The sequence below is a fragment of the Microvirga sp. CF3062 genome, from assembly GCF_036314045.1.
Lineage (GTDB): Bacteria > Pseudomonadota > Alphaproteobacteria > Rhizobiales > Beijerinckiaceae > Microvirga.
Genome location: NZ_JAYGGN010000005.1, coordinates 278426 through 302154 on the forward strand (window position 1 = coordinate 278426; position 23729 = coordinate 302154).

At 63.7% G+C, this 23729-nt stretch carries 19 protein-coding genes; 10 read left to right on the forward strand and 9 right to left on the reverse strand.

Going from position 1 to position 23729, the window contains the following annotated elements:
* Window positions 1-10 precede the first annotated feature (10 nt).
* From ispH to crtI, 8 genes are all read right to left on the reverse strand, one after another.
* Window positions 11-1018 (reverse strand): 4-hydroxy-3-methylbut-2-enyl diphosphate reductase, encoded by a 1008-nt coding sequence (ispH, locus tag VB618_RS11525; protein WP_329796789.1) that lies wholly within the window; start codon window positions 1016-1018, stop codon window positions 11-13.
* Window positions 1015-2301, reverse strand: a complete 1287-nt coding sequence (locus VB618_RS11530) for a hydroxysqualene dehydroxylase (RefSeq protein ID WP_329796790.1) — start codon at window positions 2299-2301, stop codon at window positions 1015-1017. Before VB618_RS11530 ends, ispH begins: the two co-directional genes overlap by 4 nt.
* Window positions 2298-3956, reverse strand: a complete 1659-nt coding sequence (locus VB618_RS11535; protein WP_329796791.1) for a squalene/phytoene synthase family protein — start codon at window positions 3954-3956, stop codon at window positions 2298-2300. Before VB618_RS11535 ends, VB618_RS11530 begins: the two co-directional genes overlap by 4 nt.
* Window positions 3953-5065, reverse strand: coding sequence for a glycosyltransferase (locus VB618_RS11540; RefSeq protein WP_329796792.1), 1113 nt, complete (start codon window positions 5063-5065; stop codon window positions 3953-3955). The genes VB618_RS11535 and VB618_RS11540 overlap by 4 nt, the downstream gene beginning before the upstream one ends.
* Window positions 5062-5802, reverse strand: a complete 741-nt coding sequence (locus tag VB618_RS11545; protein WP_329796898.1) for a lysophospholipid acyltransferase family protein — start codon at window positions 5800-5802, stop codon at window positions 5062-5064. Before VB618_RS11545 ends, VB618_RS11540 begins: the two co-directional genes overlap by 4 nt.
* A 95-nt stretch (window positions 5803-5897) precedes the next feature.
* Window positions 5898-7433, reverse strand: a complete 1536-nt coding sequence (locus tag VB618_RS11550; protein ID WP_329796793.1) for a phytoene desaturase family protein — start codon at window positions 7431-7433, stop codon at window positions 5898-5900.
* An 82-nt stretch (window positions 7434-7515) separates the two neighbouring features.
* Window positions 7516-8613, reverse strand: a complete 1098-nt coding sequence (locus VB618_RS11555) for a methyltransferase domain-containing protein (RefSeq protein ID WP_329796794.1) — start codon at window positions 8611-8613, stop codon at window positions 7516-7518.
* Window positions 8614-8752: 139 nt separating this feature from the next.
* Entirely contained in the window at window positions 8753-10303 is a 1551-nt protein-coding gene (crtI, locus tag VB618_RS11560) for a phytoene desaturase family protein (RefSeq protein ID WP_329796795.1), read from the reverse strand.
* A gap of 322 nt (window positions 10304-10625) precedes the next feature.
* On the opposite strand from crtI, the gene VB618_RS11565 reads away from it, so the two are divergent.
* The 7 genes from VB618_RS11565 to VB618_RS11595 all read left to right on the forward strand — a co-directional run bounded on the left by VB618_RS11565 (window position 10626) and on the right by VB618_RS11595 (window position 16990).
* Window positions 10626-11012, forward strand: coding sequence for a septal ring lytic transglycosylase RlpA family protein (locus VB618_RS11565; protein WP_442931757.1), 387 nt, complete (start codon window positions 10626-10628; stop codon window positions 11010-11012).
* Window positions 11013-11070: 58 nt separating this feature from the next.
* Entirely contained in the window at window positions 11071-11427 is a 357-nt protein-coding gene (locus VB618_RS11570; RefSeq protein WP_329796797.1) for a hypothetical protein, read from the forward strand.
* Between the two features lie 73 nt (window positions 11428-11500).
* Complete coding sequence (locus VB618_RS11575; protein ID WP_329796798.1) at window positions 11501-11806, forward strand: hypothetical protein; 306 nt, start codon at window positions 11501-11503, stop codon at window positions 11804-11806.
* Between the two features lie 55 nt (window positions 11807-11861).
* Window positions 11862-12173, forward strand: coding sequence for a polyhydroxyalkanoic acid system family protein (locus VB618_RS11580; protein ID WP_329796799.1), 312 nt, complete (start codon window positions 11862-11864; stop codon window positions 12171-12173).
* 208 nt (window positions 12174-12381) lie between these two features.
* Window positions 12382-13584: a glycosyltransferase family 1 protein gene (locus tag VB618_RS11585; protein WP_329796800.1), complete on the forward strand. Its 1203-nt coding sequence runs from the start codon at window positions 12382-12384 to the stop codon at window positions 13582-13584.
* A 6-nt stretch (window positions 13585-13590) separates the two neighbouring features.
* Window positions 13591-14745, forward strand: a complete 1155-nt coding sequence (gene glf / locus VB618_RS11590; protein WP_329796801.1) for a UDP-galactopyranose mutase — start codon at window positions 13591-13593, stop codon at window positions 14743-14745.
* Window positions 14746-14818: 73 nt separating this feature from the next.
* Window positions 14819-16990: a family 1 glycosylhydrolase gene (locus VB618_RS11595; protein WP_329796803.1), complete on the forward strand. Its 2172-nt coding sequence runs from the start codon at window positions 14819-14821 to the stop codon at window positions 16988-16990.
* A gap of 123 nt (window positions 16991-17113) precedes the next feature.
* Here the strand turns inward: VB618_RS11595 and VB618_RS11600 are convergent, their stop codons facing one another.
* The gene (locus tag VB618_RS11600) at window positions 17114-19864 is read right to left on the reverse strand and encodes a glycoside hydrolase family 2 protein (protein ID WP_329796804.1); all 2751 of its coding nucleotides are present in this window, start codon (window positions 19862-19864) and stop codon (window positions 17114-17116) included.
* 327 nt (window positions 19865-20191) lie between these two features.
* Between VB618_RS11600 and VB618_RS11605 the strand changes: the two genes are divergently transcribed.
* From VB618_RS11605 to VB618_RS11615, 3 genes are all read left to right on the forward strand, one after another.
* Window positions 20192-20482 carry a hypothetical protein gene (locus VB618_RS11605; RefSeq protein ID WP_329796805.1) on the forward strand — a complete coding sequence of 97 codons (291 nt, stop codon included), beginning with the start codon at window positions 20192-20194 and terminating at the stop codon, window positions 20480-20482.
* A 201-nt stretch (window positions 20483-20683) separates the two neighbouring features.
* Window positions 20684-23227 (forward strand): DUF3772 domain-containing protein, encoded by a 2544-nt coding sequence (locus tag VB618_RS11610; RefSeq protein ID WP_329796806.1) that lies wholly within the window; start codon window positions 20684-20686, stop codon window positions 23225-23227.
* A complete protein-coding gene (locus VB618_RS11615; protein WP_329796807.1) occupies window positions 23224-23721 on the forward strand; it encodes a CAP domain-containing protein in 498 nt (165 codons plus the stop codon). Before VB618_RS11610 ends, VB618_RS11615 begins: the two co-directional genes overlap by 4 nt.
* Window positions 23722-23729 lie beyond the last annotated feature (8 nt).

Here is a 23729-nt window from a genome sequence, read left to right on the forward strand (position 1 = left end):
ATGCGCCAACTCAGGAGATGAGCATCGGATTAATCCCAAAAGTGGAAACCACTTTTGGGTCCGATGCATCGGAGACGAGACGTGAGAGATCCACGGGGGCGAACTGCGCATCCTCGTGGGTGACACGCACCTCTTCCACCGTGAGGCGCCGCCACTGCGCGAGCCGGGCCAGAGCCTCCTGCACCAGATCCTCGGGCGCGGAGGCTCCGGCGGTCAGGCCGATCACGGCAGCACCATCGATGAAGGACAGCGTCAGATCCTTCGGGTCCTGCAGCAGAAGCGCCTGGCGTCCCTCGTTAGCGGCAACCTCGCACAGGCGATTTGTGTTCGAGGAATTGCGCGCGCCGCACACGATGATCCGCTCCGCCCGCCGGGCGATGACGCGCACGGCCATCTGCCGGTTTTGCGTCGCGTAGCAGATCGTCTTGACGTCGGGGCCCTGGATTGTCGGAAAACGTGATTTCAGGACGGCGATGATCTCGCGCGTGTCGTCCACAGAGAGCGTGGTCTGGGTAATGTAGGCGATGCGCTCCGGGTTCAGGACTGGAACGGTCAACGCCTCCTCGGCGCTCTCGACCACATACACGCTGCCGTCGATCTGCCCCGTCGTGCCCTCGATTTCCACATGGCCCCGATGGCCGATGACGATGACCTCGCGGCCTGCCTTGGCATGGCGCTGCCCTTCGAGATGAACGCGGCGCACGAGCGGGCAGGTGGCATCGAGCACGGAGAGTCCGCGACCCGTAGCCTCGCGCTCCACCGCGCGCGACACACCATGGGCGCTGAAGATCGCGACGGCACCATCGGGGATTTCCGCGATGTCGTCGACGAAGATTGCCCCTTTGCGCTTGAGGTCGTCCACCACGCGGTTGTTGTGCACGATCTCGTGGCGCACATAGACGGGCTTTCCCGTCCGCTCCAGGGCGTCCTCGACGGCCTGTATGGCGCGCTCGACTCCGGCACAGAAGCCGCGCGGCGCGGCGAGCAGAACGGTGAGCGGCGGATGGTCCTGAATCATGCCGCGTTCTCCGTCTTCAAGGCTCGGTCTTTAGCGAGAGTGGCCCGGGTGCCGCGGGCATGGTGCAGAATGGATGCGGCGTGTTCGCCCGCCATCACGGCGCTCTCGATGGTGGCGGGAAGCGTGCCGATCCAATCGCCGGCGAGCGCCAAATTCGCAAGCGGCCGCAGGGGCGGCTGCGGCAGCGCCTCGGCTGCCTGGCGAATCGTGGCGCGCTTTTCCTTCACGACGCGCGTTTCAGGCTGCCGGTCGGGCTGCGCGTCGAGGCCGAGGGAGCGCAAAGCGGGCGCGATCTCGCGCCAGATCTTTGCCGCTACGTCGGATGCGTTCTGATCGACCACCGCATCGGCTGCCGAAACGGCGACGCTCACATGGCTTTCGCGGATCAGCGCCCATTGGGCGAGCGTGCCGGTGAAGCCGATGAAGCGTGGACGCTCCAGACCCTTCATGCGGTAATGCACGTTGAGGATCGGTTCGAACTGTGTCGGTACGGGAAGATCGGGCAAGAGCCGCTCAACTTCATAAGGCGGGAGCGCTAGGATCACGCGGTCGTCGGGACCAAGCATGATCGTGCGGTCGCTTAGCGCCAGGCCGATGACGCGTCCGTTGGCCGTGAGAAGGGTGCGCAGACGCTGTCCGGTGAGAACGGGCGCGCCCCTGGCCTGCAGCGCCGCGACGGCGGGCTCGATGAGGTCCTGGCTCAGGCCGTTCTTCGCCACCAGGAGTCGACCGGCGCCGGGGCGGATGAGTTGGCGCAGCGCACAGGCAAGGCGCTGCGCGGAAGCATGCTCGGGCGGCGTGTTGAGGACCGCTACGGTGAGCGGCTCGATCAGGCTGTCCATGATTGGTCGCTTCCCGATGATGGAGGCAACCGGGCAGTCCTTCGAGGCGAAGACGAGGCGCATGATGCGCAGGAGATCGGGCAGGGTCAGCCCCTGCGGGCGGCGCGATGGCAGCAGCCAGGACCAGGGCGAGAGGCCGACCCTGCGCATCTCGCCGGTGCGGCCGTCATAGAGCGGAAGGCCTTTGGGCTCGGGCTCACACCAGCGCTCGCGGGCGCCCACGGTCTTCAAGAGATCAATGGCGCGTCCGTTGGCCGTAAACAGCACATGAGTGCCGTTGTCATGGTCGAACCCATCGGCGGGATGCAGCGTGCGGCAGCGCCCGCCCGGATGGGGAGCCGCCTCGTAGAGCACGGCCTCACCGCCATCGGCCGTGACGGCGAGCGCTGCGCTCAGGCCCGCGACTCCCGCTCCGACGATATGGGTGCGCCGTGCCGTCATGCGGGCCTCATGGCGCGGGTGATCAGGTGCAGGCGATCGGCCGTGCTCAGGCGCAGCCGGCCCTGGCGCGTGCCCCAGCCGCGTGCCTGCAGCCGGGCGAGCACGCGGCGGTAATTCTCCATCATCAAGATCGCGGGTTTGAGCGCCGCGCGGTCGAGGCGCGTCAGGGCAGCATCCGCCGCCACAAACCCTGCGCGCGCCTCCTCGGCCAAGCCCTCGCAGACGCGGGCGAAGCGCGGATCAGCCACGAGGGTGGCGGCCGGCGCATCCTGCAACCCGAGCTGCGCCAGCCGCGAGAGGGGAACATAGACGCGCTCGCAGGCTGCATCCTCATCCACATCGCGAAGAATGTTCACGAGCTGCAGGGTGCGCCCGAGATTGAGCGCGAAATCGTGGGCGGACGGCGCGCCGAAGATGCGGATCGACAGGGCTCCGACCGAGCCCGCCACCCGGCGGCCATAGAGATTGAGCTCGTAATCGCTCGCGATCCGCAATCGCTCGGCACTGTCCATCTCCATGCCGTCGAGGAGCGCGTGGCATTCCTCTACGGGCAGCTTGAACAAGGTCGAGGCGCGGGCGAGCTCCCGCCCGATGGGCGTTTCCGGGGCACGGTGCAGCCGGTCGATCTCGCGCCGCCACTCGCGCAGGAACACACGCTTCTCGGAGGGCGGCGCGGCCCCATCGGCAATGTCGTCGACGGCGCGGCAGAACGCATAGACCGCATGCATGGCGCGCCGGCGCTCTCTCTGCAGGCTCTGCATGCCGAGCCGGAAGGAAGAGCCGGAGCGCCGCACCATGACGGCGGTGACCTGATGGTCGGTGTTGACCGGCCGGCGCAGCGTTCCGCTTAAGCCGCGCAGGAATGCCATGCAGGCATCGGCCTTGCTCACCTGCACCCGTTCCAGAACCGGATCGCTGCGGCGCAGGCGCTCGCTCAAGCGACGGGCGAGAGCAATCGTGGCGATGCTTTGCGCGCGCAGGCGCCTGTTTTGCAGATGCTCCGGCAGGGATTGCGCCTGGTCGATCAGCGCATCGACCCGATCGAGCATGGCATCGACCACGCTGCGGCGCAGATTAGCTTGGGCCGGATCGAAGAAGGCCTTCTCGGAGCCAGCTCCCATCATCCAGCGCAGGGGGATGTAGATGCGGCCGAGATCCTGGTGATCCTTGCCGCAATCCTGCAGGTGGTTGAGGATCTGCAGTGCCGTGCACAGGGCGTCCGCCGGAGCCTGGGCGGCGCTGCGCTCCCCGTGGAGCGCCAGGAGAAAGCGCCCGACCGGGTTGGCCGAGAAGCGGCAATACTCGATGAGCTCCGCCCATTCGTTGTAGCGGGCCTTGACCACGTCCTGCCGGAAGGCGCGCAGAAGATCGCGAGCCTGCACGATCCCGGCCTTGTGCCGCTTGTCGGCCGCGTGCAGACGCGCGGCCTCCGGCATCGCAGGATCGCCGGCGATGAGTGCCTGCTCCAGTTCATCGAGCCGGTTGAGCTTTTCGGCCGCTTTGATATCGGGTGCATCGGCGATGTCGTCGGCCATCCGGGCAAAGGCATAGAAAGCCAAAACTGCATCCCTGTGCTCGGGCGAGAGCACCAGCGAGGCCACCGGAAAATTCTCGTCGCGCGGCCGCTTTGTGGTTTGGATTACATCCGGGCTCATGGCTTCACCCCCACGGGATAGAGCCGTCCCTTCCAGCCGGCGCGCCGAGTGGTGCCGATCCGCAGGAGCACGCTCCACTGGATCGCGAGCCCGACCAGCATGGTGAAGAGATGTAAGGGGATCGACCAGGGGTTCTCCCGTGTCGCCAGTGTCACGAGCGTTCGTGTCGCGAGCGACAGGAGCGCCGCGGCCACGATGAGAGGACTTGGCGTGAAGGCAAGCAATGCGAAGGGCAGCACGTGCCCGCCGAGCAGAAGCATGGTCCAGATCGGCAGGGCAACCGGCGTTGCCATGCCCTCATGGGCATTCTTGGCAAAGCCGTTCCAGGCATCAATGAAGCGCGCATACATCCGACAGGATGCGAGGTGATCGCCCGGCACGAGATCCGTCATGAGGCCCTTGCGGCGGAAGAGCCGCGCCAGTTGAATGCCGTCATGGATGCGTGTGCGGATAGAGGCATGCCCCCCGCTTGCACGATAGGCCTCCCGCTCCACCAGCATGAGCTGGCCGCAGGCCGCGCCGAGACCGGGATCGCGCGACAGGCGCATGAAGCCCATGGGCAGGTAGCCGAGAAGCAGCAGGTTGATGGTGGGCACGGTCAGCAGCTCGCCGAGCGAGCGCATGATCTGCTGCGGCACGGCGCTCACCAGGCTGGCATGGGTCTCCTGCGCGTGACCAGCCAGGCGGGCGGCCGCATGCGGCGCCACGCGCACATCGGCATCGACGAACAGAAAATGCGTGCCCTTGGCGGCCTCGGAGAGATGATGGCAGGCATGGACCTTGCCGGTCCATCCGTCCTCAAGAGGAGGGGCGGTGAGAAGGCGCACGCGCTCATCGCGTGCGGCGTAGTCTCTGACGATCTCCGGCGTGTTGTCCGTGGAGCCGTCGTCCATGACCAGGATCTCGACCGGCACGCCGACACTGGCAAGAGCGGCATCGAGGGCAGGGCCGATGTTCTTCGCCTCATTGCGCGCAGGAATCAGGATCGAGACGAGGACATCCCCTTTCGGTGCATGAGCCGGCGTCGCGCGCAGGATGCTCAGGTTCACGAGAGAAAGCGCGAAGGGAAGCGCCGCAAGAGCAAGGAGAACGAGGCCGAGGACGATCATGAGGCGCGACCCTCATGCGACGGATCGAAGGTTCGGCCCCGCAATGCCGCGGTCATCCGGCGCCACCCGTCATAGATGCCGCCCACTCCGGCGCGGCCTTCAAGCATAGCGCGAAAGTGCGCCGGGTCGCGGCTCTGCACGTCGGCGCTCAACCGATCAAGGGTGGTTGCAAGCTCGGTCTCGAGTCGCTCCAGGCGGGCGGGGCGTGCAAGACTCAAGAGATCCTTGCCCTGCATCGGCTTGCCGAACGCGATGAAAGCCTCGGCCCCGCGCTCGAGCCAGAAGCCGTATTCGATGGCAAGCGGAATGACCGTGCAGTCGGGTGCGAGTTCGGGAACCCGCGCCACGCCGGGCTTGAGGCCGAGCGGACGCTCGCGCACATCGCCGAAGCGGCCTTGCGCGGTGACCCAGAGGGAGCGGTTCGGCGACGACAGGATTTCGGCGCTGGTGCGCAGGAAATTCGCCGCGCCGCGCGGGCTTTCGAGATCGACACCGAACGCGCCGATACGGCCGAAGATGCCGTATTGCTTGAGCATCGCGGCATCGATGGGTGCGTAGCTTTCATACGCGGGAAGGAAGTGGTCCGCAGCGAGGATGTAGATGGCCGCATCCCACCAGCCCGGATGGTTCGAGTAGACGATCACGGGACCATTCGCCGGGGCTGCCGGCATGCCCCAGGACGCAACCCGCAGGGCGTTCATGTGGCGCGTGAAATAGCGGCGGAAGGTCGACACCATGAAGCGGTGGATCAGGGGAGAGCGGCGCGCCACAGGGGATGGCTCCGCGCCCTGAGGCGGGGAGCGTTCTCTGGCGGCTTGGCTCGTTTCCTGCCTCAAGACACGTTCCGTAGATTGGCAGCCTTGGTGTCTGCATCGAGAGCGTCGGCGGCGATCCAGCCCGACATCATCACCATCGGCATGCCCGGCCCAGGATGAGCCGCGCCGCCGGCGAGATAGAGGCCCTGCACCTGCCGGCTTCGGTTGCCCGGCTTGAACGCGCCCATGAACTTGCCGTGGCTCGCCAGCCCATATATAGCGCCGTTGAGCACCTTGTAGCGGTCGTGGATGTCCTGCGGCGTCAGATGCCGCTCGACGACGATGCGCTCCTCGATGTCCGCCATGCCCGCCGTGCGTTTCAGCTTGTCGATGATCACCTTGCGATAAGCCGGGAACATCTGCGACCAGTCGTGATGGGGGCGGAGATACGGCGTGTGCACGAGGACGTAGAGCGCCTCGCCGCCCTCCGGCGCTACGCTCGGATCTGTAGCGGCGGGTGCCGCGAGATAGCAGGTCGGATCCGGGGCAGGCTCGCCCCGGCGATAGATGTAGTCGAACTCCTCCTCCGGATCGCGCGAGAACACGAAGTCATGGTGGAGAAGGTGATCGTAGCGCTTGTTGAGGCCGAGATAGAGCACCACGCCGGAGCAGGCCGGTTCGAAATCCTTGCGTGCGTAGTGCTCGCCCACCTCGCCGCCGACGAGCTCGCGATAGGTGCGGATCGAATCCATGTTGGAGATCACGCTGTCGTAGGCCACCGCTTCGCCGCTGACGAGCACGACACCTTCCACCGCACCGTTCACGATCTGGAGGGAAGCCACGTCGCTGTCGGTCTTGATGCTAGTGCCGAGTTCCGTTGCGAGCTTCGCCAGGGCTTCCGCGACCGCGCGGGTGCCGCCCATCGGGTACCACACACCGTCCGCCGCCTGCATGTGGGCGATGGCGCACAGCACGGCGGGAGAGCCATAAGGAGAAGAGCCGACATACTGCGTGAAGTGGTCGAGCATCTGCGCCAGGCGCTCGTCCTTGACCTTCGAGCGGATGGTGCCGGCCACCGAAGAGCCCATGCGCAGGGACAGCACGTCCCGCAACGTCCCCGGATTCATGTTGGCCCGGATATTGATGGTGTCGAACAGATCCTCCACAGGCTTCCAGAAGAAGAACTTGTTCGAGATGTCGTGAAGATGGGAGGAGATTTCCTGAAAGCGCTTGTAGCCCTCGCCGGTCTTCTTGCCCGGCGCGAAGCGGTCCATGGCCTCAGCCATGGCGCCGATGTTTTCCTGCAGGTCGATCTGCGTGCCGTCGTCGAAGAAGCAGCGCCATTGCGGATCGAGCCGCACGAGGTCGAGATAATCGGAGAGGTTGCGTCCGGCTTCAGCGAAGATGCGCTCCAGAACCCGCGGCACGGTGAGGATCGTCGGGCCCATGTCGAAGCGGAACCCCTCTTCGTGCAGAACAGCTGCCTTGCCGCCGATCCAGGCGTTCTTGTCGTAAAGCGTGACCTTATGGCCGCGGGCGGCCGCGACACAGGCGGCCGCCAAGCCGCCCAGTCCTCCGCCGATGACTGCAACCGAAGTTCCTTGAGCGCTCACGATGTCCTCCCGCAGGGCACAAGCCTATTCGTTCCAAGGCCTATGTCCAGTTGTGTTGGTTCTAGGAATGGCATGATCCAGTTCAAGGCAGATCACGCAGGTTTGGGCGACGGGCACAGATCATGCGCAGGGACTGCCGTCCCGGCGCCCGGATCACCGGGTCGAACCCGGTCGATTCCAGCAGCGGCTTGATATGGGCCACGTCGCGGGTGTTACCGCCCCAGAGCAGGTTCTTCAGCCGGTTGACGGCCGAGGTCATGCCCGGACCCTTATGGGAGAGCGCTGCAACCAGAAGCCAGCCACCCGGCTTCAAGGCGCGGTAAATCCGTTGAACGGCCTCCTCGATGACCGCATCGGGCAGGAACATCTGGGGCAGGAAGGCGAGATCGAACGTCTTGTCTTCCTGCAAGTCCTCTACCCGCTTGCGGCGGATCGCGATGCGATCCCCCAGGCCTGCCTGCCGCACGTGCCTCGCGCCAATCTCTGCCGGATGCGGCGCCGGCTCGAGCGCCACGGCACTCAGATGAGGGAATTGCCGGCAGAGCGCGATGGAGAGGCCTGCAGCGCCTGCCCCCACGTCGAGAAGCGCCGCTCCTGGGGTTTCGAGCCGCGGGACGAGGCCCGGCAGGAATTTCAGCTTCGGCAGCGCCCGCGTGGTCCAATGCCGGGTCAGGCTGCCCTGCGCCTCGATGATCGCGTCATCGGTATGGGACCAGCCGTCGAGGTGCATGGTCCCGGTCTTTATCTTGCGCCGGAAATCCTCGGTCTGTAGCAGCGGCGCGCGCAACGCGGCCCTGAAGGTCTCCGTTCCTTCAGGCGACGTGAACGGCATCAGGGCGGGCGAAGCCAGCACCCGGTCGTTCTCCCATGTGACGAAGCCCAAGGCTGCGAGGGCGTCGAGCAGGCTTTTCACGAGCGCCGGCGGAAGCGACAGGGCCAAGGCCAGCTCGCCGGTGGTGGCCGGTTGCCCGAGCCGTGCGAGCAGGCCGCTCTCGGCGCAAGCCGACAAGGCGCTCGCCGACCAAATGGCAGTGTCGGCCTCCTCGAGCACCTTCAGGACATCGTCGGCTTTTCGAGAAGCCGGCGGAAAGGCAGGCATGCGCCAGGAGCCAAGGCCGACGGAGCCGAGGCCGAAGCGGTCTCCTCCATGAGACAGAAGGGCATAGGCACGCCACAGCATGGGAATTTAGCGGATCGAGGCTGGAGCCTTCATCGAGGGGACCTCGACGAAGGGCGCGACCGGTCGGACGGCTTCGGCGCGGGTGAGGGAACGAGAAACAGAAATGCGAGCAATCCGATTCGGCTCATGACATGCTCCCTCACAAGGCAGCTTCGCCGACCGGCGCGACGGCAGGCGCCAGTTCGTCATTCCCGACCTTGCGATGCTCCCGGTCTTCGAGCAGCAGGCGCGTGGTGATGCGCGCACCCTCGTAGATCACGGGCAGACCGCTGCCGGGATGCGTGCCGCCGCCCACCAGATAGACGTTGCGGCCAAAGCGATTGTGCGGCCGGAAATAGAGCATCTGGGTGAGGTTGTGCGCGAGGTTGAAGGTGGCGCCTTCAAAGACCGCGAAATCCTCCTCCCAGCCGCGCGGTGTCACCACGCGCTCATAGCGGATCCGGCTTTCGATGTCGGTAAGACCGAGCAGCTTCAGCCGCTCCAGCGCAATCCTGCGATAGCGCGGCGCCTCACGCTCCCAATCGATGCCGCAGCGCAGGTTCGGCACGGGCACCAGAATGTAGAGGCTCGCATGCCCCTTCGGCGCGAGTGACGGGTCGGTCACGCCGGCATGATGAATGTAGATCGACGGCTCCTCGGGGAGAATGCCGTTGGTGATCTCGTGAATGTTGCGCTCGTATTCCTTCGACAGCAGGATCGTGTGATGGGCGAGGTCGCCGAGATCACCTTCGATGCCTAGATAGAGCATGAAGGTGGAGCAGGAGATCTTGGCGCGATCGAGCTTTTTGTTCTTCCAGCGCGGACGCATCTCTTCTGGCACGAGGCGGCGCATGGCATGGCCGAAATCGCCGTTCACCACTACCGAGCCCGCAGCAAACCTCTCGCCACCTGCCTCGATGCCCACAGCCTCCCCGTTTTCATAGACGATGCGATCCACGGGCGTGTTCAACCGGATGTCGACGCCCATCTTGCGCGCGACATTCGCCATGGCTTCCGACACCGCGCCGCAGCCGCCCATGGGATGGAACACGCCGTGCTCGTATTCAAGGAACGAGAGGATCGTGAACAGGCTGGGGCACTGGAACGGCGACATGCCGAGATATTTCGTCTGGAATGAAAAGGAGAGGCGCACGCGCGGGTCGGCGAAATATCGCTTGAGATCGCCGTCTACGCTCGAGAACGGCCTGAGCTTCGGCAGCGCCGCCAGCATGGCGGGCGAGAAGAGATCCGCCGGGCTCGAAAACCCCTGCTCCAGCACCGGCCGGAAGGCCTCGAGCTTCTTGCGGTTGTCGTCGAGGAAGCGCCGCACGTTTTTCGCATCGGCGGGCGCCAGGCGTGCGATCTCCTGCTCGAGGCGGTCGAGGTCGTAGGTGGCCCGGATGTCGCCGCCACCTTCGAAGACGAGGTGGTATTGCGGGTCGAGGCGCTTGAGCTCGACATGGTCCTCCAGCCGCTCGCCACAAGCCTCGAAGATGTCCTTCAGAATACGCGGGTACAGGAAGAAGGTGGGGCCGATGTCGAATTTATAGCCACCCGGCGCGTGAATCGTACGGGTGCGGCCGCCGACAGCCGGCTCGCGCTCGAAGATCGTGACCGGAATCCCCTCACGGGCCAGCAGCATGGCCGACGCCAAGCCGCCCGGGCCGGCCCCGACAATGGCAACATGCGGGGATGGGGAAGATTTCAGCATCGAACGGGTGTCCTCGGCTGTCTTGGGGACAGTGGAAGCTTACCTATAGCGGCTTGGCTACCCGGCGAGAGTCACGATCTGGCGATCACGCAACAGTGAGTTCCCCTGCAGAGGCAAGAGAAACGTTGTCCCATATATAAAGCCGGGTGAGAAAAATTCTTCAGGCTAGTTTTGCCAATAATTCCATGTCTCTGAAGTATGAGAGGGACCTGAAAAAATTTAGGCGCCTTATTCTTGCCTTTTTAAAGATCAGCTTCACTTCCAATCGAAACGGAAGGGGAGACTGTCCTTGAAGAATATCCTCACCCGAGCATCTGCGATGATGCCACTTCTTTTCATGGCGGCCTGCAATACAACCGCCTCCAACGACCCAACGGTCACGGGATCCATCTCGACGGCCAATATCGAGACGGGCAAAGCCTTTCAGCGCGGCACCGCCTCCTGGTACGGCCCCGGCTTCCATGGCCGCAAGACCGCCAGCGGCGAGCGCTTCAACTCCTACGACATGACGGCCGCCCACCGGTCCCTGCCCTTCGGCACGCGCCTCAAGGTCATCAACGAAACCAACGGCCGCTCCGTAGTCGTCCGGGTGAACGACCGCGGTCCTTTCGCTCACCGGCGCATCATCGATCTCGCCAAGGGACCCGCACAGGCTCTCGGGCTGACCTCGTCCGGGGTCGGGTACGTCTCCCTTCATCGGCTCGATTAGGCGCTTCTTAATCCCTTGCGGCGATTCTTGCCCCGATTCGGGACCAAGGGTTGCTTACATGGAATCGAGATCGTCTCAGCCGACGAATGTTATCCGCTTTCCGGGCGCACGCTCGTCGGCCAATCCTCGCCGCGACCAGAAGAGCCTCATGGATGCTGTGTATTCCGCGGGCTCCCTGACGATCGGGGCCGATGATCGCATGACGAAGGCCATGGCGACGCGCCTGACCATCTTCGGGTTCGTCGTCATCGATGAGGTCCAAGGTGACGGCAGGGGGCGGCGGCTTCGCCCCTCCGAGGCTTTTCATGCCTCCACGGCCTTGCCCTGGCGTGTTTCGAAGCCCTCGGGCCGCTATCGTGTCGACAATGACATTCCCGAAACGGATGAGGATCTGTTTGCGGCCTTGCAGGCCTGACGGCCTTTAGGACTCGCCTTTCCCGCCCTGTGAGCTATGTCCTCATCCGGCCATGGCGTTCCAGGGGATGGCAATGCACCTGATTCAAATCCTTCTGCCGCTTGCCGATAATGCAGGCCGCCGCTTCGAAGGCGCAGCTTATGGGAGGGTGCGGTCGGAACTGTCCGAGCGATTCGGCGGCATCACGAGCTTCACCCGCGCGCCGGCCGAAGGCGTCTGGAAAGAAGGCGGCCGCACGAATCATGACGATATCGTCGTGTTCGAGGTCATGGCACGCGAGATCGATCATGCTTGGTGGGAGCGCTACCGCGCTGACCTGGAGCGACGCTTCGATCAGGAAGCCATCGTGATCCGAGCCATCCGCGTAGAAATGCTCTAGCGACGGAACCGACACGGTACGGCTTCGCTTGTTGAGTGAAATGCGGAGTACTCTCATGTCGAAGCCCCTCGTCGTCTCCATTCCCCACAATTTGGGCCAAGCCGAAGCCATGCGGCGGCTCCAAGGCGGCATGGCAGGGGTAAAATCGCAGTTCGGCGACAAGGTCGCGTCGATCCACGAAACCTGGAGCGGAAACAGGATGGATTTTCGCGTCGGCGCTATGGGCCAGAACGTCAGTGGCCATCTTGAAGTCATGCAAGATCAGGTGCGTGTCGAAGTCCAGTTGCCGTGGATACTTGCAATGATTGCGGAGAAGGCAAAGACCTTCATTCAAAAGCAAGGAACGCTCCTGCTCGAGAAGAAGTGACACTGGCTATTCCCATGAATAGCCGTTCACGAAGATGAACACAGGTGGAACCAAACTGCTCCATCTGCGTTATGAAATCGATTGCGACCGCGACCCTTCGCCGGTGCGCTTCATTAAAGACATCGCTTTATTCGCCCCGGACCGTGTTCTTCTGTCCGACCGTGACAACACATCTTTATCTGAGGTTCGCGCTATGCATGAGCGTTTGATGACGCAGTCCTACGCCCTTCGTTCGCCCATCAAAGCCGGTTCGGAAAAGCCCCTCCTCGTCTGTTTCTCGCATCTGCGCTGGGATTTCGTCTGGCAGCGCCCTCAGCATCTTCTCAGCCGTGCCGCCAAGCATTACAACGTGCTGATCATCGAAGAGCCAATCTTCAAGGCCGGTGTTAAGCCACATATGGACGTGAGCGAGCGTCCTCAGGGCGTCACCATCGCCGTACCGGTTCTGCCGGAGGGCCTGTCTCATGACGATGTTCTCGCCGAGCAGCACGATCTCATCGAAGAGCTGATCGGGCGCGAATCCACTGGCTCCCGTGTGTTTTGGTACTACACGCCGATGGCAATGGCTTTCACGAGCGACCTCGAGTGCGACCTGTGCGTCTACGACAACATGGATGAGCTCTCGCTCTTTCGCGGCGCCTCGCAGGAGCTTCTCGATCTGGAGAACGCTCTTTTCGAACGGTGCGATCTCGTCTTCACCGGTGGTATGAGCCTCTATGAGGCCAAGAAGAGCCGTCACCGCAGTATCCACGGCTTCCCGTCCTCCATCGACTTCAATCACTTCTCGCAGGCGCGCTCCATCGATAAGGATCCTGAGGATCAGGCGCATATTCCGGGGCCGCGTCTCGGCTTCTTCGGTGTGGTCGACGAGCGGATGAATATCGATCTCCTGGCGCAGGTTGCCAGCTTGCGCTCCGACTGGCAGTTCGTGATGATCGGCCCCGTGGTGAAGATCGATCCGGCCTCATTGCCGCAGGGGCCCAACATCCATTGGCTCGGCGGCAAGACCTACAATGAGCTGCCCCATTACCTGGCCGGCTGGGACGTGGGCTTCATGAACTTCGCCCTCAACGAGGCGACGAAGTTCATCAGCCCCACCAAGACGCCCGAGTTCCTGGCTGCTGGCGTCCCCGTTGTCTCGACCGCAATCACCGACGTGGTGCGCCCCTATGGCGAGAAGGGGCTCGTCGAGATCGCCCGGGACGCCAAGGAGGTGGTCGCCAAGGTCGAGACCATTTTGGCCCGGCCGAAGGAAGCCTGGCTTGCCAGGGTGGACCGGCACTTGGCCGCCGGCTCCTGGGACAAGACCTGGGGCGCCATGCACAAGCTGATGCTGGACTCGACCGGCGGAACCGCCGCGGACCGTCCCGCCTCGTCCCGCCCCGTTTATGCCACCACGCCTGCGGAGTGATCTGGAATGTATGATTGGCTGATTGTCGGCGCCGGCTTTGCAGGCAGCGTTCTGGCCGAACGCCTTGCGACCGAACGCAACGAGCGCGTCCTTCTCATCGACCGCCGTCCTCATATCGGCGGCAACGCCTATGATAAGTACGACGATGACGGGCTGCTGATCCACCAATACGGTCCGCATATCTTCCACACCAATTCCAAGCAGATCTTCGACCATCTCTCCCGCTTCACCGAATGGCGCTTCTACGAGCATCGGGTGCTGGCCGAGGTGGACGGCATGCAGGTGCCGATCCCGATCAATCTCGACACGGTTAACAAGCTCTACGGCCTGAACCTCACCTCCGAGCAGTTGCAGGACTGGTTCGCCGAGCGCGCCGAGACGATCGGCGAGATCAAGACGTCGGAGGACGTGGTGGTCTCCGTTGTGGGCCGCGAGCTCTATGAAAAGTTCTTCCGCGGCTATACCCGCAAGCAATGGGGCCTCGATCCGTCCGAACTCGACAAGTCCGTGACGTCACGCGTGCCGACCCGCACAAACCGGGACGACCGCTACTTCACGGACGAGTTCCAGTTCATGCCGAAGCACGGCTACACCCGGATGTTCGAGAAGATGGTAAGCCATCCGAATATCGACATTATGACGCAGACTGAGTACGACGACGTCAAGAATGTCATCCCGCATCGTCGTGTCATTTATTGCGGGCCGATCGACGAGTACTTCAATTTCCAGTTCGGCAAGCTGCCCTATCGCTCGCTGCGCTTCGAGCACGTGACGCTCGATAAACCCTGGCACCAGTCAGTCGGTGTCGTGAACTTCCCGCAGACCAACGACTACACGCGCGTCACGGAATACAAGCACCTGACCGGCCAGGAGCATGCCAAGACGGCACTCACTTACGAGTACCCGTCGGCCGAAGGAGATCCCTACTATCCGATTCCGAAGGCGGAGAACCAGGAGCTCTTCAAGAAGTACGAGCGCTTGGCCTTGGCCACGCCCGATGTGTGGTTCGTGGGGCGGCTGGCGACCTACCGCTACTACAACATGGACCAGATCGTCGGGCAGGCGCTCGCCACCTTCCGTCGCATCAATGAGTCCCTGCCGGTCGGTGCGGACACATCGGCGGTCAAGGTCGTATCGGCCTCGGCAGGCCTGGTCTCGTAATGAAAAAAGACATCGAACAATCCGCGCTAAGAATTGTTGAAGAACGCTTAGTGAAATAGCTCGGAGTTGTACGATGAAGCGACCACTAGAGCTTTGGGGCGGTTTGGAATGTACTGTCGCAAGAGTAGGCGACGACTACCGCGACCAAAGCCTGGAGACCGGTTATCAGGACCGGATCGAGGATCTCGATCGCATTGCTGAGCTCGGTATCCGCACTTTGCGTCATCCGGTGCTCTGGGAGAAGATCTCTCCCGAGAGCCCGGACCTGACGGACTTCTCCTGGCATGATACACGCTTGAAGCGCCTTGAAGAGCTGAACATTCGCGCCATCGCAGGCCTGTGCCATCACGGCAGCGGCCCGCGCTATACCCATATGCTCGACCCGGCATGGCCCGAGCTTCTGGCCCGCCATGCCGCCAATGTGGCCCAGCGCTATCCTCATCTCGATCTCTACACGCCGGTCAACGAGCCGCTCACCACGGCGCGGTTTTCAGGGCTCTATGGCCATTGGTACCCGCATGGCACGAGCCTCGAGACCTTCCTCCAGATCCTCGTGAACGAATGCAAGGCGACCGTCCTGTCCATGCGGGTCATCCGCAAGGTGCGGCCCGATGCGCAGCTCGTCCAGACGGACGATATGGGCAAGACCTTCTCGACGCCGACACTCGCCTATCAGGCGGAGCACGAGAATCAGCGCCGTTTCCTGAGCTTCGATCTCCTGTGCGGTATGGTCGACCGGGACCATCCGTGGTGGGACAAGTTCATCAGGAGCGGTGTGAGCCAAGCCGATCTCGAACTCTTCCTTGAGGCGGATGCGGCGCCCGACATCATCGGCATCAATCATTATCTCACCAGCGAGCGCTACCTCGATGAGCGCATGCGCCGCTATCCCGAGCACCATTGGGGCGGCAACGGCACGCACCGATATGCCGACGCCGAAGCGGTTCGCATGCCGCTGCCGGCAGCGGATCTCGGACCGGCCGCCCGGCTGCGGGAGGTGTGGGAGCGCTATAAGCGGCCGATCGCCGTCACTGAGGCTCATCACGGCAGCACACGTGACGACCAGCTCCGGTGGCTCATGGAGGTGTGGAACGATGTCAACACGCTTCGGGACGAGGGTGCCGACATTCGCGCCGTAACCGTCTGGTCGCTCTATGGGGCGGTGGATTGGAACAGCCTTCTCACCCGTCGCAACGGCTTCTACGAGCCGGGCCCCTTCGATGTTCGCACATCCACGCCGCGGCGCACGGCCTTGGCTCATGCCGCTGAAGCGCTGGCCAAGACTGGCACCTTCAATCACCCGGTTCTCGATCGTGCTGGCTGGTGGAAGCGCGACATCCGTTTCTACAAGCGCCCGTCACGGCAGTCGAGATCCTGCTGGCTGGCCGACGAGCCGCGCCAGCTCATGATCACGGGCGCAACGGGAACCCTGGGCCGCGCCTATTCGCGCCTGTGCGATTTCCGTGGGCTCAACCATGTGCTGCTCTCACGCCAGGATATGGACATCGCCGACCCTAAGAGCGTCGCCAATGCTCTCGACTGCAACCGGCCTTGGGCAGTGATCAATACCGCCGGCTATGTGCGTGTCGCGGAGGCCGAGAATGACCGAAAGGCCTGCTTCCGCGAAAACGCCAAAGGCGCGGAAATTCTTGCCAAGGCGTGCGCCGATCGCGGCATCCCGCTCGTGACCTTCTCGTCCAATCTCGTCTTCGACGGCACTCTCGAGAGGCCGTATGTGGAGAGCGATGCGGTCAACCCGACAACGGTCTATGGCGAAAGCAAAGCCGAAGCGGAGCGTCGCGTTCTGGAGGCTCACGAAAAGGCCCTGATCCTGCGCACGAGCGCCTTCTTCGGCCCCTGGGACCGCTACAACTTCGTCTGGTCCATCCTTAACACCCTGAGCAAGGGCGAAGGGGTGGAAGCCAGCCTCGATGTAATATCGCCTACTTACGTACCCGATCTGGTGAATACGTCCCTCGATCTGCTGATCGATGGAGGCATGGGTATCTGGCACATGGCCAATATCGGCGAGACCTCCTGGCGGGATCTCGCAGCCATGGCGGCCGAGCGCGCGGGCTTCGATTCCAGCCTCGTCACCGATGCGGGCGATCTGCCGATGCTCAATACGGCGCTTTCCACCGAACGCGGCATTCTCATGCCACACCTCGAGAGCGCTCTCGATCGCTTCTTTGCCGATAATGAAGTCGAGTGGTCGGAAGGCGTCATGAAGGTGGCAGCCGAGTAATCCCTCAGATCCAGAGATCGCAGGAATGGCCGGCCTCGTGCTGGCCATTCCTTTTGATCCTAAAATGCAAAGAGCGGTGCAGAGATGTCTGCGCCGCCCTTTGCCGCGCATGATCAAGGCGCCTTACGCAGCCGCTTCCGCAGCTCGCACCGCTTCTTCGAGACGAGCTGCCCGCGACTCGACCGCGAGCTCCACCAAAGCATCCAGAAGCATCGTGGCGCTTGGATCAGCCATTGGTTCATCGCGGAACAGGCGCAGGGTCGAGGCGACCAGGCGGCCGCGTCCGTAGGACCGCTCGACGCCGAGCGCCACCGGCTTGTGAATCCAGCCCACCACAAGACCGGCGAAGACACGGGCCTGGAAGTCGAGAAGGTTACAGCCCGAGATCACGTGGTCCGGCAGCACCCGGTCCATGGTCTCGTCGAGCAGCGGACCGGACGGGAAGCGGGCGAAATGACCGGCACGGCGCAGCCAGCCGAAGGAGGAGGCCCAGTCGCCAGACCACAGCGTCCCGTGACGGGCCTGCACCTTCACCGCCTGCCAGTGCGGGAAGAACGGGTAGAGACTCATGTCGCTATCCGGCAGCAGCAGGAGCTTGGCGCCGGCGCGCACATGGTCGGCAATGGCCTTGTTGTGCGTGCGGGCGACGATGAGGGTCGATTCCTCGAAGGCACGGGCAAGGGTGTAGCCCAGCGCCTGGAAGCGCTCGCGAATATCCTCGTCCGGCGACCATACCAGCTCGCGCGCATGGACCGGCCGGGTGCGCTTGGGATGGATCGCGATGTCGTGGTGATTGTGCGCGATCAGGCGACCGTCGGAGGTGCGCAGATCGAAATTGATCCGCCGCAGGGAGGGCTCGTCCATCTGAGGCAGCTGAATCTCGATGCGGCCCAGATCGAGCACGTCCGGCGCTTCAATGCGAGGGAGCGGCAGCGCCTGGGTTTCGCCCCCGAGTGAAATTTCCAGCGTGCAATCCTCAAGCACAGGCCCGGCGCCATGTGCGATGGCGAGCCCAAGGGATGCCTTCTCGCCTGACCAGTAGGAGGCGCGCTCCCATTTCGGAGCGATCACCGTGTCCGAATTGATGATGGGGAACAGCTCGTGGAACACGCGCGTGTTGCGGCGCATGTCGAGCAGGCCGTTCGACTCCCAGTGACAGTCGTGCAGCTCGGTGATGACGTAGCCCGCGAGGCTGGGTTTGCGCCGCATCGCCTCGATTTCGTACTTCAGCGCGCGGAACTGCTGCCACTGGGCTGCGATCACGAAACGGCGCAGATCGCCGAAGACGCGGTCCAGGCTCCAGTCCGAGAAGCGGTTCTCGACGCCGTGGGCGTACATCACGCCTTCGCCCCAGTCGTGACCGGTCTCGAACCACCAGGGCTCCTCGCCCTTCTCGTCGCGCAGATCCTTCGGATAAGGCAGGCCCCAGTTGCCGAACTCCGAGCACATGAGCGGCTCGCGACCAGTGATCACCGCATCGCCATGGGGCGAATAGAGCCAGGACGCGCGGCCCGACAGTTCGTCAACGAACTGATCCCACTGGTCACGGTGATCGGGATAGGCGGCATAGAAGTGATAATCTGCGATGTCGGATTCCACATGGAAGCTCGGCGCGAGCGGCGAGTTGTCGACCACGAGGCGCGTGGGATCGTAGGCCTTGAGCCAGGCGAAGGTGCGCTTGAGCCAGTCGCGGTGGTCCGCATCGTTGACGAGGTCGACGCCCCAGTTCTCGTTGATGATCGTCCAGATGATGATCGACGGGTGGTTGCTGTCGCGGTCGACGATGCCCTTCAGGAGCTTTTCCTTACGCCCGCGCGAACGGTCGGTCGCCATGCCGCCGTTGGGCAGCTCGGTCCAGATGAGCAGGCCCATCCGGTCCGCCACCTCGTAGTAGCGCGGATCCGCCGCCTTGATGTGGCAGCGCAGGCAGTTGAGCCCCATCTCCTTCGCTTTGCGGAACTGATCCTCAAGGAACTCCACCGACGGCACGGTGCAGATCGTGTCCGGGTAGTAATCCTGGTCGAGCGCGGAGCGAATATAGAGTGGCTCGCCGTTGAGGTAGAACTTTCCGTTGCGGGTCTCGATGGAGCGGAAGCCGAAATTGTCGGCGATCTCGTCCTTCACCTCGCCGTCGCGCATGAGCTCCAGGGTGATCCGGTAGAGGTTCGGATGATCGGGCGACCAGGCCCGCACATCGTCGAGGGTGAACTCGAACGGCATCGAGGTGACGCCCACCTGCGTCTCGTGCATCTCGTCGAGCACCACGTCGCCCGACGGGTCGGTCACCCGGATGCGGATCTGCGTCGCGCCCGTGAGCGGACGCGCGAAGAACACGCCCGAGGTCACGCGGCCGGTGGTCAGGTTGGGCACGAGGCGCACGCGGCTCATGTGATCGGAAATGCGGCGCTCGAGATGGACCGACTGCCAGATTCCGGAAAGGGGGCCGTACCAGCTCTGCTTGCCGAACGGGATCTCGGCGAAGGGCGAGTCCGGGAACTCGGCCGGGTTGTCGGTGGGACTGTCGACCCGGACCTTGATCTCGTTCGTGCCCGGCTTGAGGTGAGGGGTCACGTCAAAGGAGAAGGGCAGGAAGCCGCCTTCATTGTGGCCCACGGCCTCGTCGTTCACGAAAACCTTCGTGTTGTGGAAGACGGCGCCGAAGCGGATCCAGACGCTGTCGTGGAGCCACTCCTCCTCCACGTTGATCGTCCTGCGATAGATGCCGATGCCGGCGCGCATGCGCAGGTCCGCGAATTGAGCCTGCCAAGGACTGGGCACCGTGATCTGGCGAACCTCTGCCGGGCCAGCGAGACGGTCGTCGGCCACATGCAAAAATTCCCAAGTCCCGTCCAAACTGATGCGATTGTCCAGCATGATCTCTCCTTGAATCAGAGATTACCCAAGGGTTTAGAAAGCGGCGAAAACATGGCTAAGGCAGCCCGGCGGGGTTCGCTGACCGCCCTGCGACACCTCGTGCACGCACGCTTGCTCGACCCACTGACCCCTCGTCTCTGACCGTGATTGGCGGCCTGTGTCGGACAACGGGAAAAAGCTTCATTGGATCCAGGCAGCAGGGACGCGCGGAGCGTCAAATGGCCAAGATTGGATCGGGCAGGAACCGCCTCCTGCATCTGGCGTTGCCCTGGTAATGCCGAGCCTTGCTGCTCGCCCGATAACAATTCTTTTGAAAGAGACTGGAAAATGGCTCAATTGATCCCCGACGATCGTACCCGGCAGGGAGGTTCAGGCCGTCCGGTCCTGGGCGTTCTGATCGGTTCGCTCCTGCTCCTTGCCGTTGCTGTTGGCGGCTACATGATCTGGGTTGGATCGACCTCGCCCGACGATCCGGGCACGGACGCCGCCCGCTCGGCCACGACAGGCTCCACAACGGGCTCGTCCAACGCCAATCCCACCAACCGGATTACGCCGGCTAACCCGGCTTACCCGGCGCCCAATGCACAGCCTTCGGCCAACGAGGCTCCCAAGCAGTAACGCAGCTTCCGTAAGGACAGCCGGGCGAGGCGCAATGGCCTCCCCGGCTTTTTTGTTGCGCTTGGTCTGCCCTGCGGCGAGTTTTCGCCGTAATGATTCGCAAAGAACCGGCCCGCTTGAGCATCCTGCGAGAAACGGAACCGGCAGAATGGGAGCATGGACCCAACTCCATGCTCTAAGGAATGCGATAGGGTAGACCGAATGACGAGTATTGGCCTCAAGCGGCTCTTCCGGGCCGCCGTGATCGTGCTGGCCTTTGCGGCTGGCAGCACGTCTGACGCGCAACAGGCGCAGACTGCTCCCAATCCTCAGACACAGGCTCCGGTTCAGCCCCAGGCGGCTCCCGCGCCCGCACCGGCCGTTGCTTCACCCGCACCCGCCACCATTTCAGTGGAAGCCAAGGCCGCCCGCGCCAAGCTCGATGGCTACAAGGCCGATCTCGACCAGAAGGAGGCGGCGATCCAGGGGCGGACCATGTCCGACGCGGATCTGCAGACCATCCGGCAGCAGATCGAGCCGATCATCGCCGATATTCGCGCCATCGTGGACGAGCAGACTCCAAGACTTGAGGCCAGCAAGCAGCGCCTGAGCCAGCTCGGACCCAAGCCCGAGAAGGGGCAGCCCGAGGAGAGCGCCGACGTCGCCCGGGACCGCGCTGAGCGCGAGGCGGCCGTGGCTGAGCTCGACGAGACTCAACGCCTCGGCCGCGCCCTGCTGGTGCAGGCCGAGCAGCTGAGCACTCAGATCGGGGACCTGCGTCGGTCGGGCTTCACCCGGGCCCTGTTCGAGCAGAGCGACGGCTTGTTCAGCCCGAGCCTCTGGATGAACGTTGTGCAGGCCGTTCCGCGGGAGCTCCGGGCGCTGGGCCTTATCGCCGAGGATGCCCTGGATCAGCTGCGGCGCAACACGTCGCTGGGGGTCCTGCTGCTTCTCGGGCTGGCCATCGGCGCGGCGATTGCTCTTTATGTCGGCCGGCGCTCCATCGCCCCGCGGCTTGTGCGCCGCGACCGGGCCATCAACGATCCATCGCGCCGCAGCCGCCTGCTGGCGGCGCTCGGCGTTCTTGTTCTTGGAGCGGGCCCAGCCATTGCCGGGAGCTGGATCGTCTGGATCGCCTTCGACTCCTCCGATATCGTGCCACCCCGATTGGAGCAGGTGGGAAGGGCGCTGCTGAGCGGGCTGGCCTTCATTGCCTTCGTGCGCGCCTTAATCGATGCGGTCCTGGCGCCGGATCACACCTCGTGGCGGCTGATCCCGGTGCGGGATGCTTCCGCCGACCGGATCATGAGCTTCTCCGTCACCCTCGCGACCGCGATGGTCGCCGGCAAGGTGATCGAGGCCTTCAATAAGGCCATCGCAGCCGCCCTGCCGATCACGGTCATCACCCGGGCGGTCTTTGCGCTTGCCGCGGCTCTCATCTTCGCCGAACTCCTGCGGCGGTTTGCGGCCCGCGAGACCCAGGATGAAGCTTGCCTCGGGCCTTATGTCCCGCAGGAGGTCGACATCGGTGGCCCGCTGCGCAGCCTCGGCTGGTTCATCGCAGCGTTGATCATCGGCAGCGTGGTGGGCGGCTATATTGCCTTGGCCTCGTTCCTGGTCGATCAGGCGGTGGGGATCTCCATCATCATCGCCCTGCTTGTCCTCGGGATCGCCTTCGCCGACGAGTTCATCGGTGGCTCCTTAAGGGGCCAGAGCCGGATCGCCACGACCCTGCAGGCAAATACGGGCCTGCGCCGCCGCTCGCTGGAGCAGATCGGCATTCTGGTGAGCGGTGTTGCGCGCCTCGCGCTCATCATCATCGCGATCCTGCTCGTGCTGCTGCCCTGGGGCATCGAATCGACTGACGTCACGGGTTCGCTCAGGGCCCTGTTCTTCGGCTTCAATGTCGGCGACGTCACCATCTCCCTGTCGTCGATCCTGATCGCGGCCCTGCTCTTTGCCGGTGGATTCACGATTACGCGCATCATCCAGCGCTGGCTCGACAACACCTTCCTGCCGGCCACCGATCTCGATGCGGGCCTGCGCAACTCGATCCGCACGGCGGCGGGTTATGTGGGCATCATCACCGCGGGCGTGGTGGCCTTCACTTATCTGGGCTTGAGCCTGGAGCGGCTCACCATCGTGGCCGGTGCGCTGTCGGTGGGTATCGGTTTCGGCCTGCAATCCATCGTCAACAACTTCATCTCCGGCCTGATCCTGCTCTGGGAGCGGCCGATCCGCGTCGGAGATCTCGTGGTCGTGGGCGACGGCGAAGGCTATGTGCGCCGGATCAATGTGCGCTCCACCGAGATCCAGGCCTTCGACCGCTCGATGCTCATCGTGCCGAACTCGAACCTGATCTCCGGCATCGTGCGCAACCGCGTGCGCAACGATCGTGTGGGGCGCGTGCTCGTGTCGGTTCCGGTGCCCCGCGCGTCCGATCCGGATCAGGTGGCGGAGATCATGCGCAAGGCGGCCTTGGCCCACCGGGAGGTGATGAGCGAGCCCAATCCGCGCGTGCTGTTCAAGAAAGTGACGGAAAACACCATTGATTTCGACCTCGTCTGCTTCGTCGATGACATCGATGCGGCCGGGCGCGTGTCGAGCGAACTGTATTTCGAGATTTTCCGCGGGCTGCGCAAAGCCGGCATCGGTGCTCCGGCACCGGCTCCCGAGCCTGAGGAAGAACAGAGCGACAAAGCTCCGAAATCGGATGAGAAGGAGGACGAAGTCTTAACCCTTCTCAAGGATAAGACACCCGCATGAAGCGTCTCATCCTTGTCAGTCTTTCCGTGCTCGTCCTTGCCGCGTGCCAGAGCGAGAAGCCCGTCACGCGCAGCCAGACCCCGAGCTTCTATGTCTCCATGGCCAAGGCCGGGGCCGAGGTGGATGCTGCCATGGCACGCGACATGATCAGCGCGTATCGCGGCAACAACGGTCTGAAGCCGCTGTCGCTCGATCCAGACCTCCAGGCTGCGGCGCAGGCGGAGGCCGACGCGATGGCGAGGGCCGACAAGCCCAGTTCCGCCGACAGCTTCAAGGCGCGGCTTGCCTCCACGGGCTTTGCCCAGCCGGCCGCAAACCTCTCCGCCGGATACCACACCCTGGCAGAAGCCTTTTCCGGCTGGCGCGAGAGCCCGCCACACAATCGGGTTCTCCTCGATTCCAGAGCGACCCGGATCGGCATCGCCACGGCGTACGCGCCCAATTCCAAGTACAAGGTGTATTGGGCCCTGGCCGTTGCGGCCGACAAGCGCTGATCGCCTGC

What these genes read in the sequence shown, in the direction of transcription:
- ispH (WP_329796789.1), bottom strand. Translation starts at nt 1,018, where the DNA reads ATGATTCAGGACCATCCGCCGCTCACCGTTCTGCTCGCCGCGCCGCGC.
- VB618_RS11530 (WP_329796790.1), bottom strand. Translation starts at nt 2,301, where the DNA reads ATGACGGCACGGCGCACCCATATCGTCGGAGCGGGAGTCGCGGGCCTG.
- VB618_RS11535 (WP_329796791.1), bottom strand. Translation starts at nt 3,956, where the DNA reads ATGAGCCCGGATGTAATCCAAACCACAAAGCGGCCGCGCGACGAGAAT.
- VB618_RS11540 (WP_329796792.1), bottom strand. Translation starts at nt 5,065, where the DNA reads ATGATCGTCCTCGGCCTCGTTCTCCTTGCTCTTGCGGCGCTTCCCTTC.
- VB618_RS11545 (WP_329796898.1), bottom strand. Translation starts at nt 5,802, where the DNA reads ATGGTGTCGACCTTCCGCCGCTATTTCACGCGCCACATGAACGCCCTG.
- VB618_RS11555 (WP_329796794.1), bottom strand. Translation starts at nt 8,613, where the DNA reads ATGCTGTGGCGTGCCTATGCCCTTCTGTCTCATGGAGGAGACCGCTTC.
- crtI (WP_329796795.1), bottom strand. Translation starts at nt 10,303, where the DNA reads ATGCTGAAATCTTCCCCATCCCCGCATGTTGCCATTGTCGGGGCCGGC.
- VB618_RS11565 (WP_442931757.1), top strand. Translation starts at nt 10,626, where the DNA reads ATGCCACTTCTTTTCATGGCGGCCTGCAATACAACCGCCTCCAACGAC.
- VB618_RS11570 (WP_329796797.1), top strand. Translation starts at nt 11,071, where the DNA reads ATGGAATCGAGATCGTCTCAGCCGACGAATGTTATCCGCTTTCCGGGC.
- VB618_RS11575 (WP_329796798.1), top strand. Translation starts at nt 11,501, where the DNA reads ATGCACCTGATTCAAATCCTTCTGCCGCTTGCCGATAATGCAGGCCGC.
- VB618_RS11580 (WP_329796799.1), top strand. Translation starts at nt 11,862, where the DNA reads ATGTCGAAGCCCCTCGTCGTCTCCATTCCCCACAATTTGGGCCAAGCC.
- VB618_RS11585 (WP_329796800.1), top strand. Translation starts at nt 12,382, where the DNA reads ATGACGCAGTCCTACGCCCTTCGTTCGCCCATCAAAGCCGGTTCGGAA.
- glf (WP_329796801.1), top strand. Translation starts at nt 13,591, where the DNA reads ATGTATGATTGGCTGATTGTCGGCGCCGGCTTTGCAGGCAGCGTTCTG.
- VB618_RS11595 (WP_329796803.1), top strand. Translation starts at nt 14,819, where the DNA reads ATGAAGCGACCACTAGAGCTTTGGGGCGGTTTGGAATGTACTGTCGCA.
- VB618_RS11600 (WP_329796804.1), bottom strand. Translation starts at nt 19,864, where the DNA reads ATGCTGGACAATCGCATCAGTTTGGACGGGACTTGGGAATTTTTGCAT.
- VB618_RS11605 (WP_329796805.1), top strand. Translation starts at nt 20,192, where the DNA reads ATGGCTCAATTGATCCCCGACGATCGTACCCGGCAGGGAGGTTCAGGC.
- VB618_RS11610 (WP_329796806.1), top strand. Translation starts at nt 20,684, where the DNA reads ATGACGAGTATTGGCCTCAAGCGGCTCTTCCGGGCCGCCGTGATCGTG.
- VB618_RS11615 (WP_329796807.1), top strand. Translation starts at nt 23,224, where the DNA reads ATGAAGCGTCTCATCCTTGTCAGTCTTTCCGTGCTCGTCCTTGCCGCG.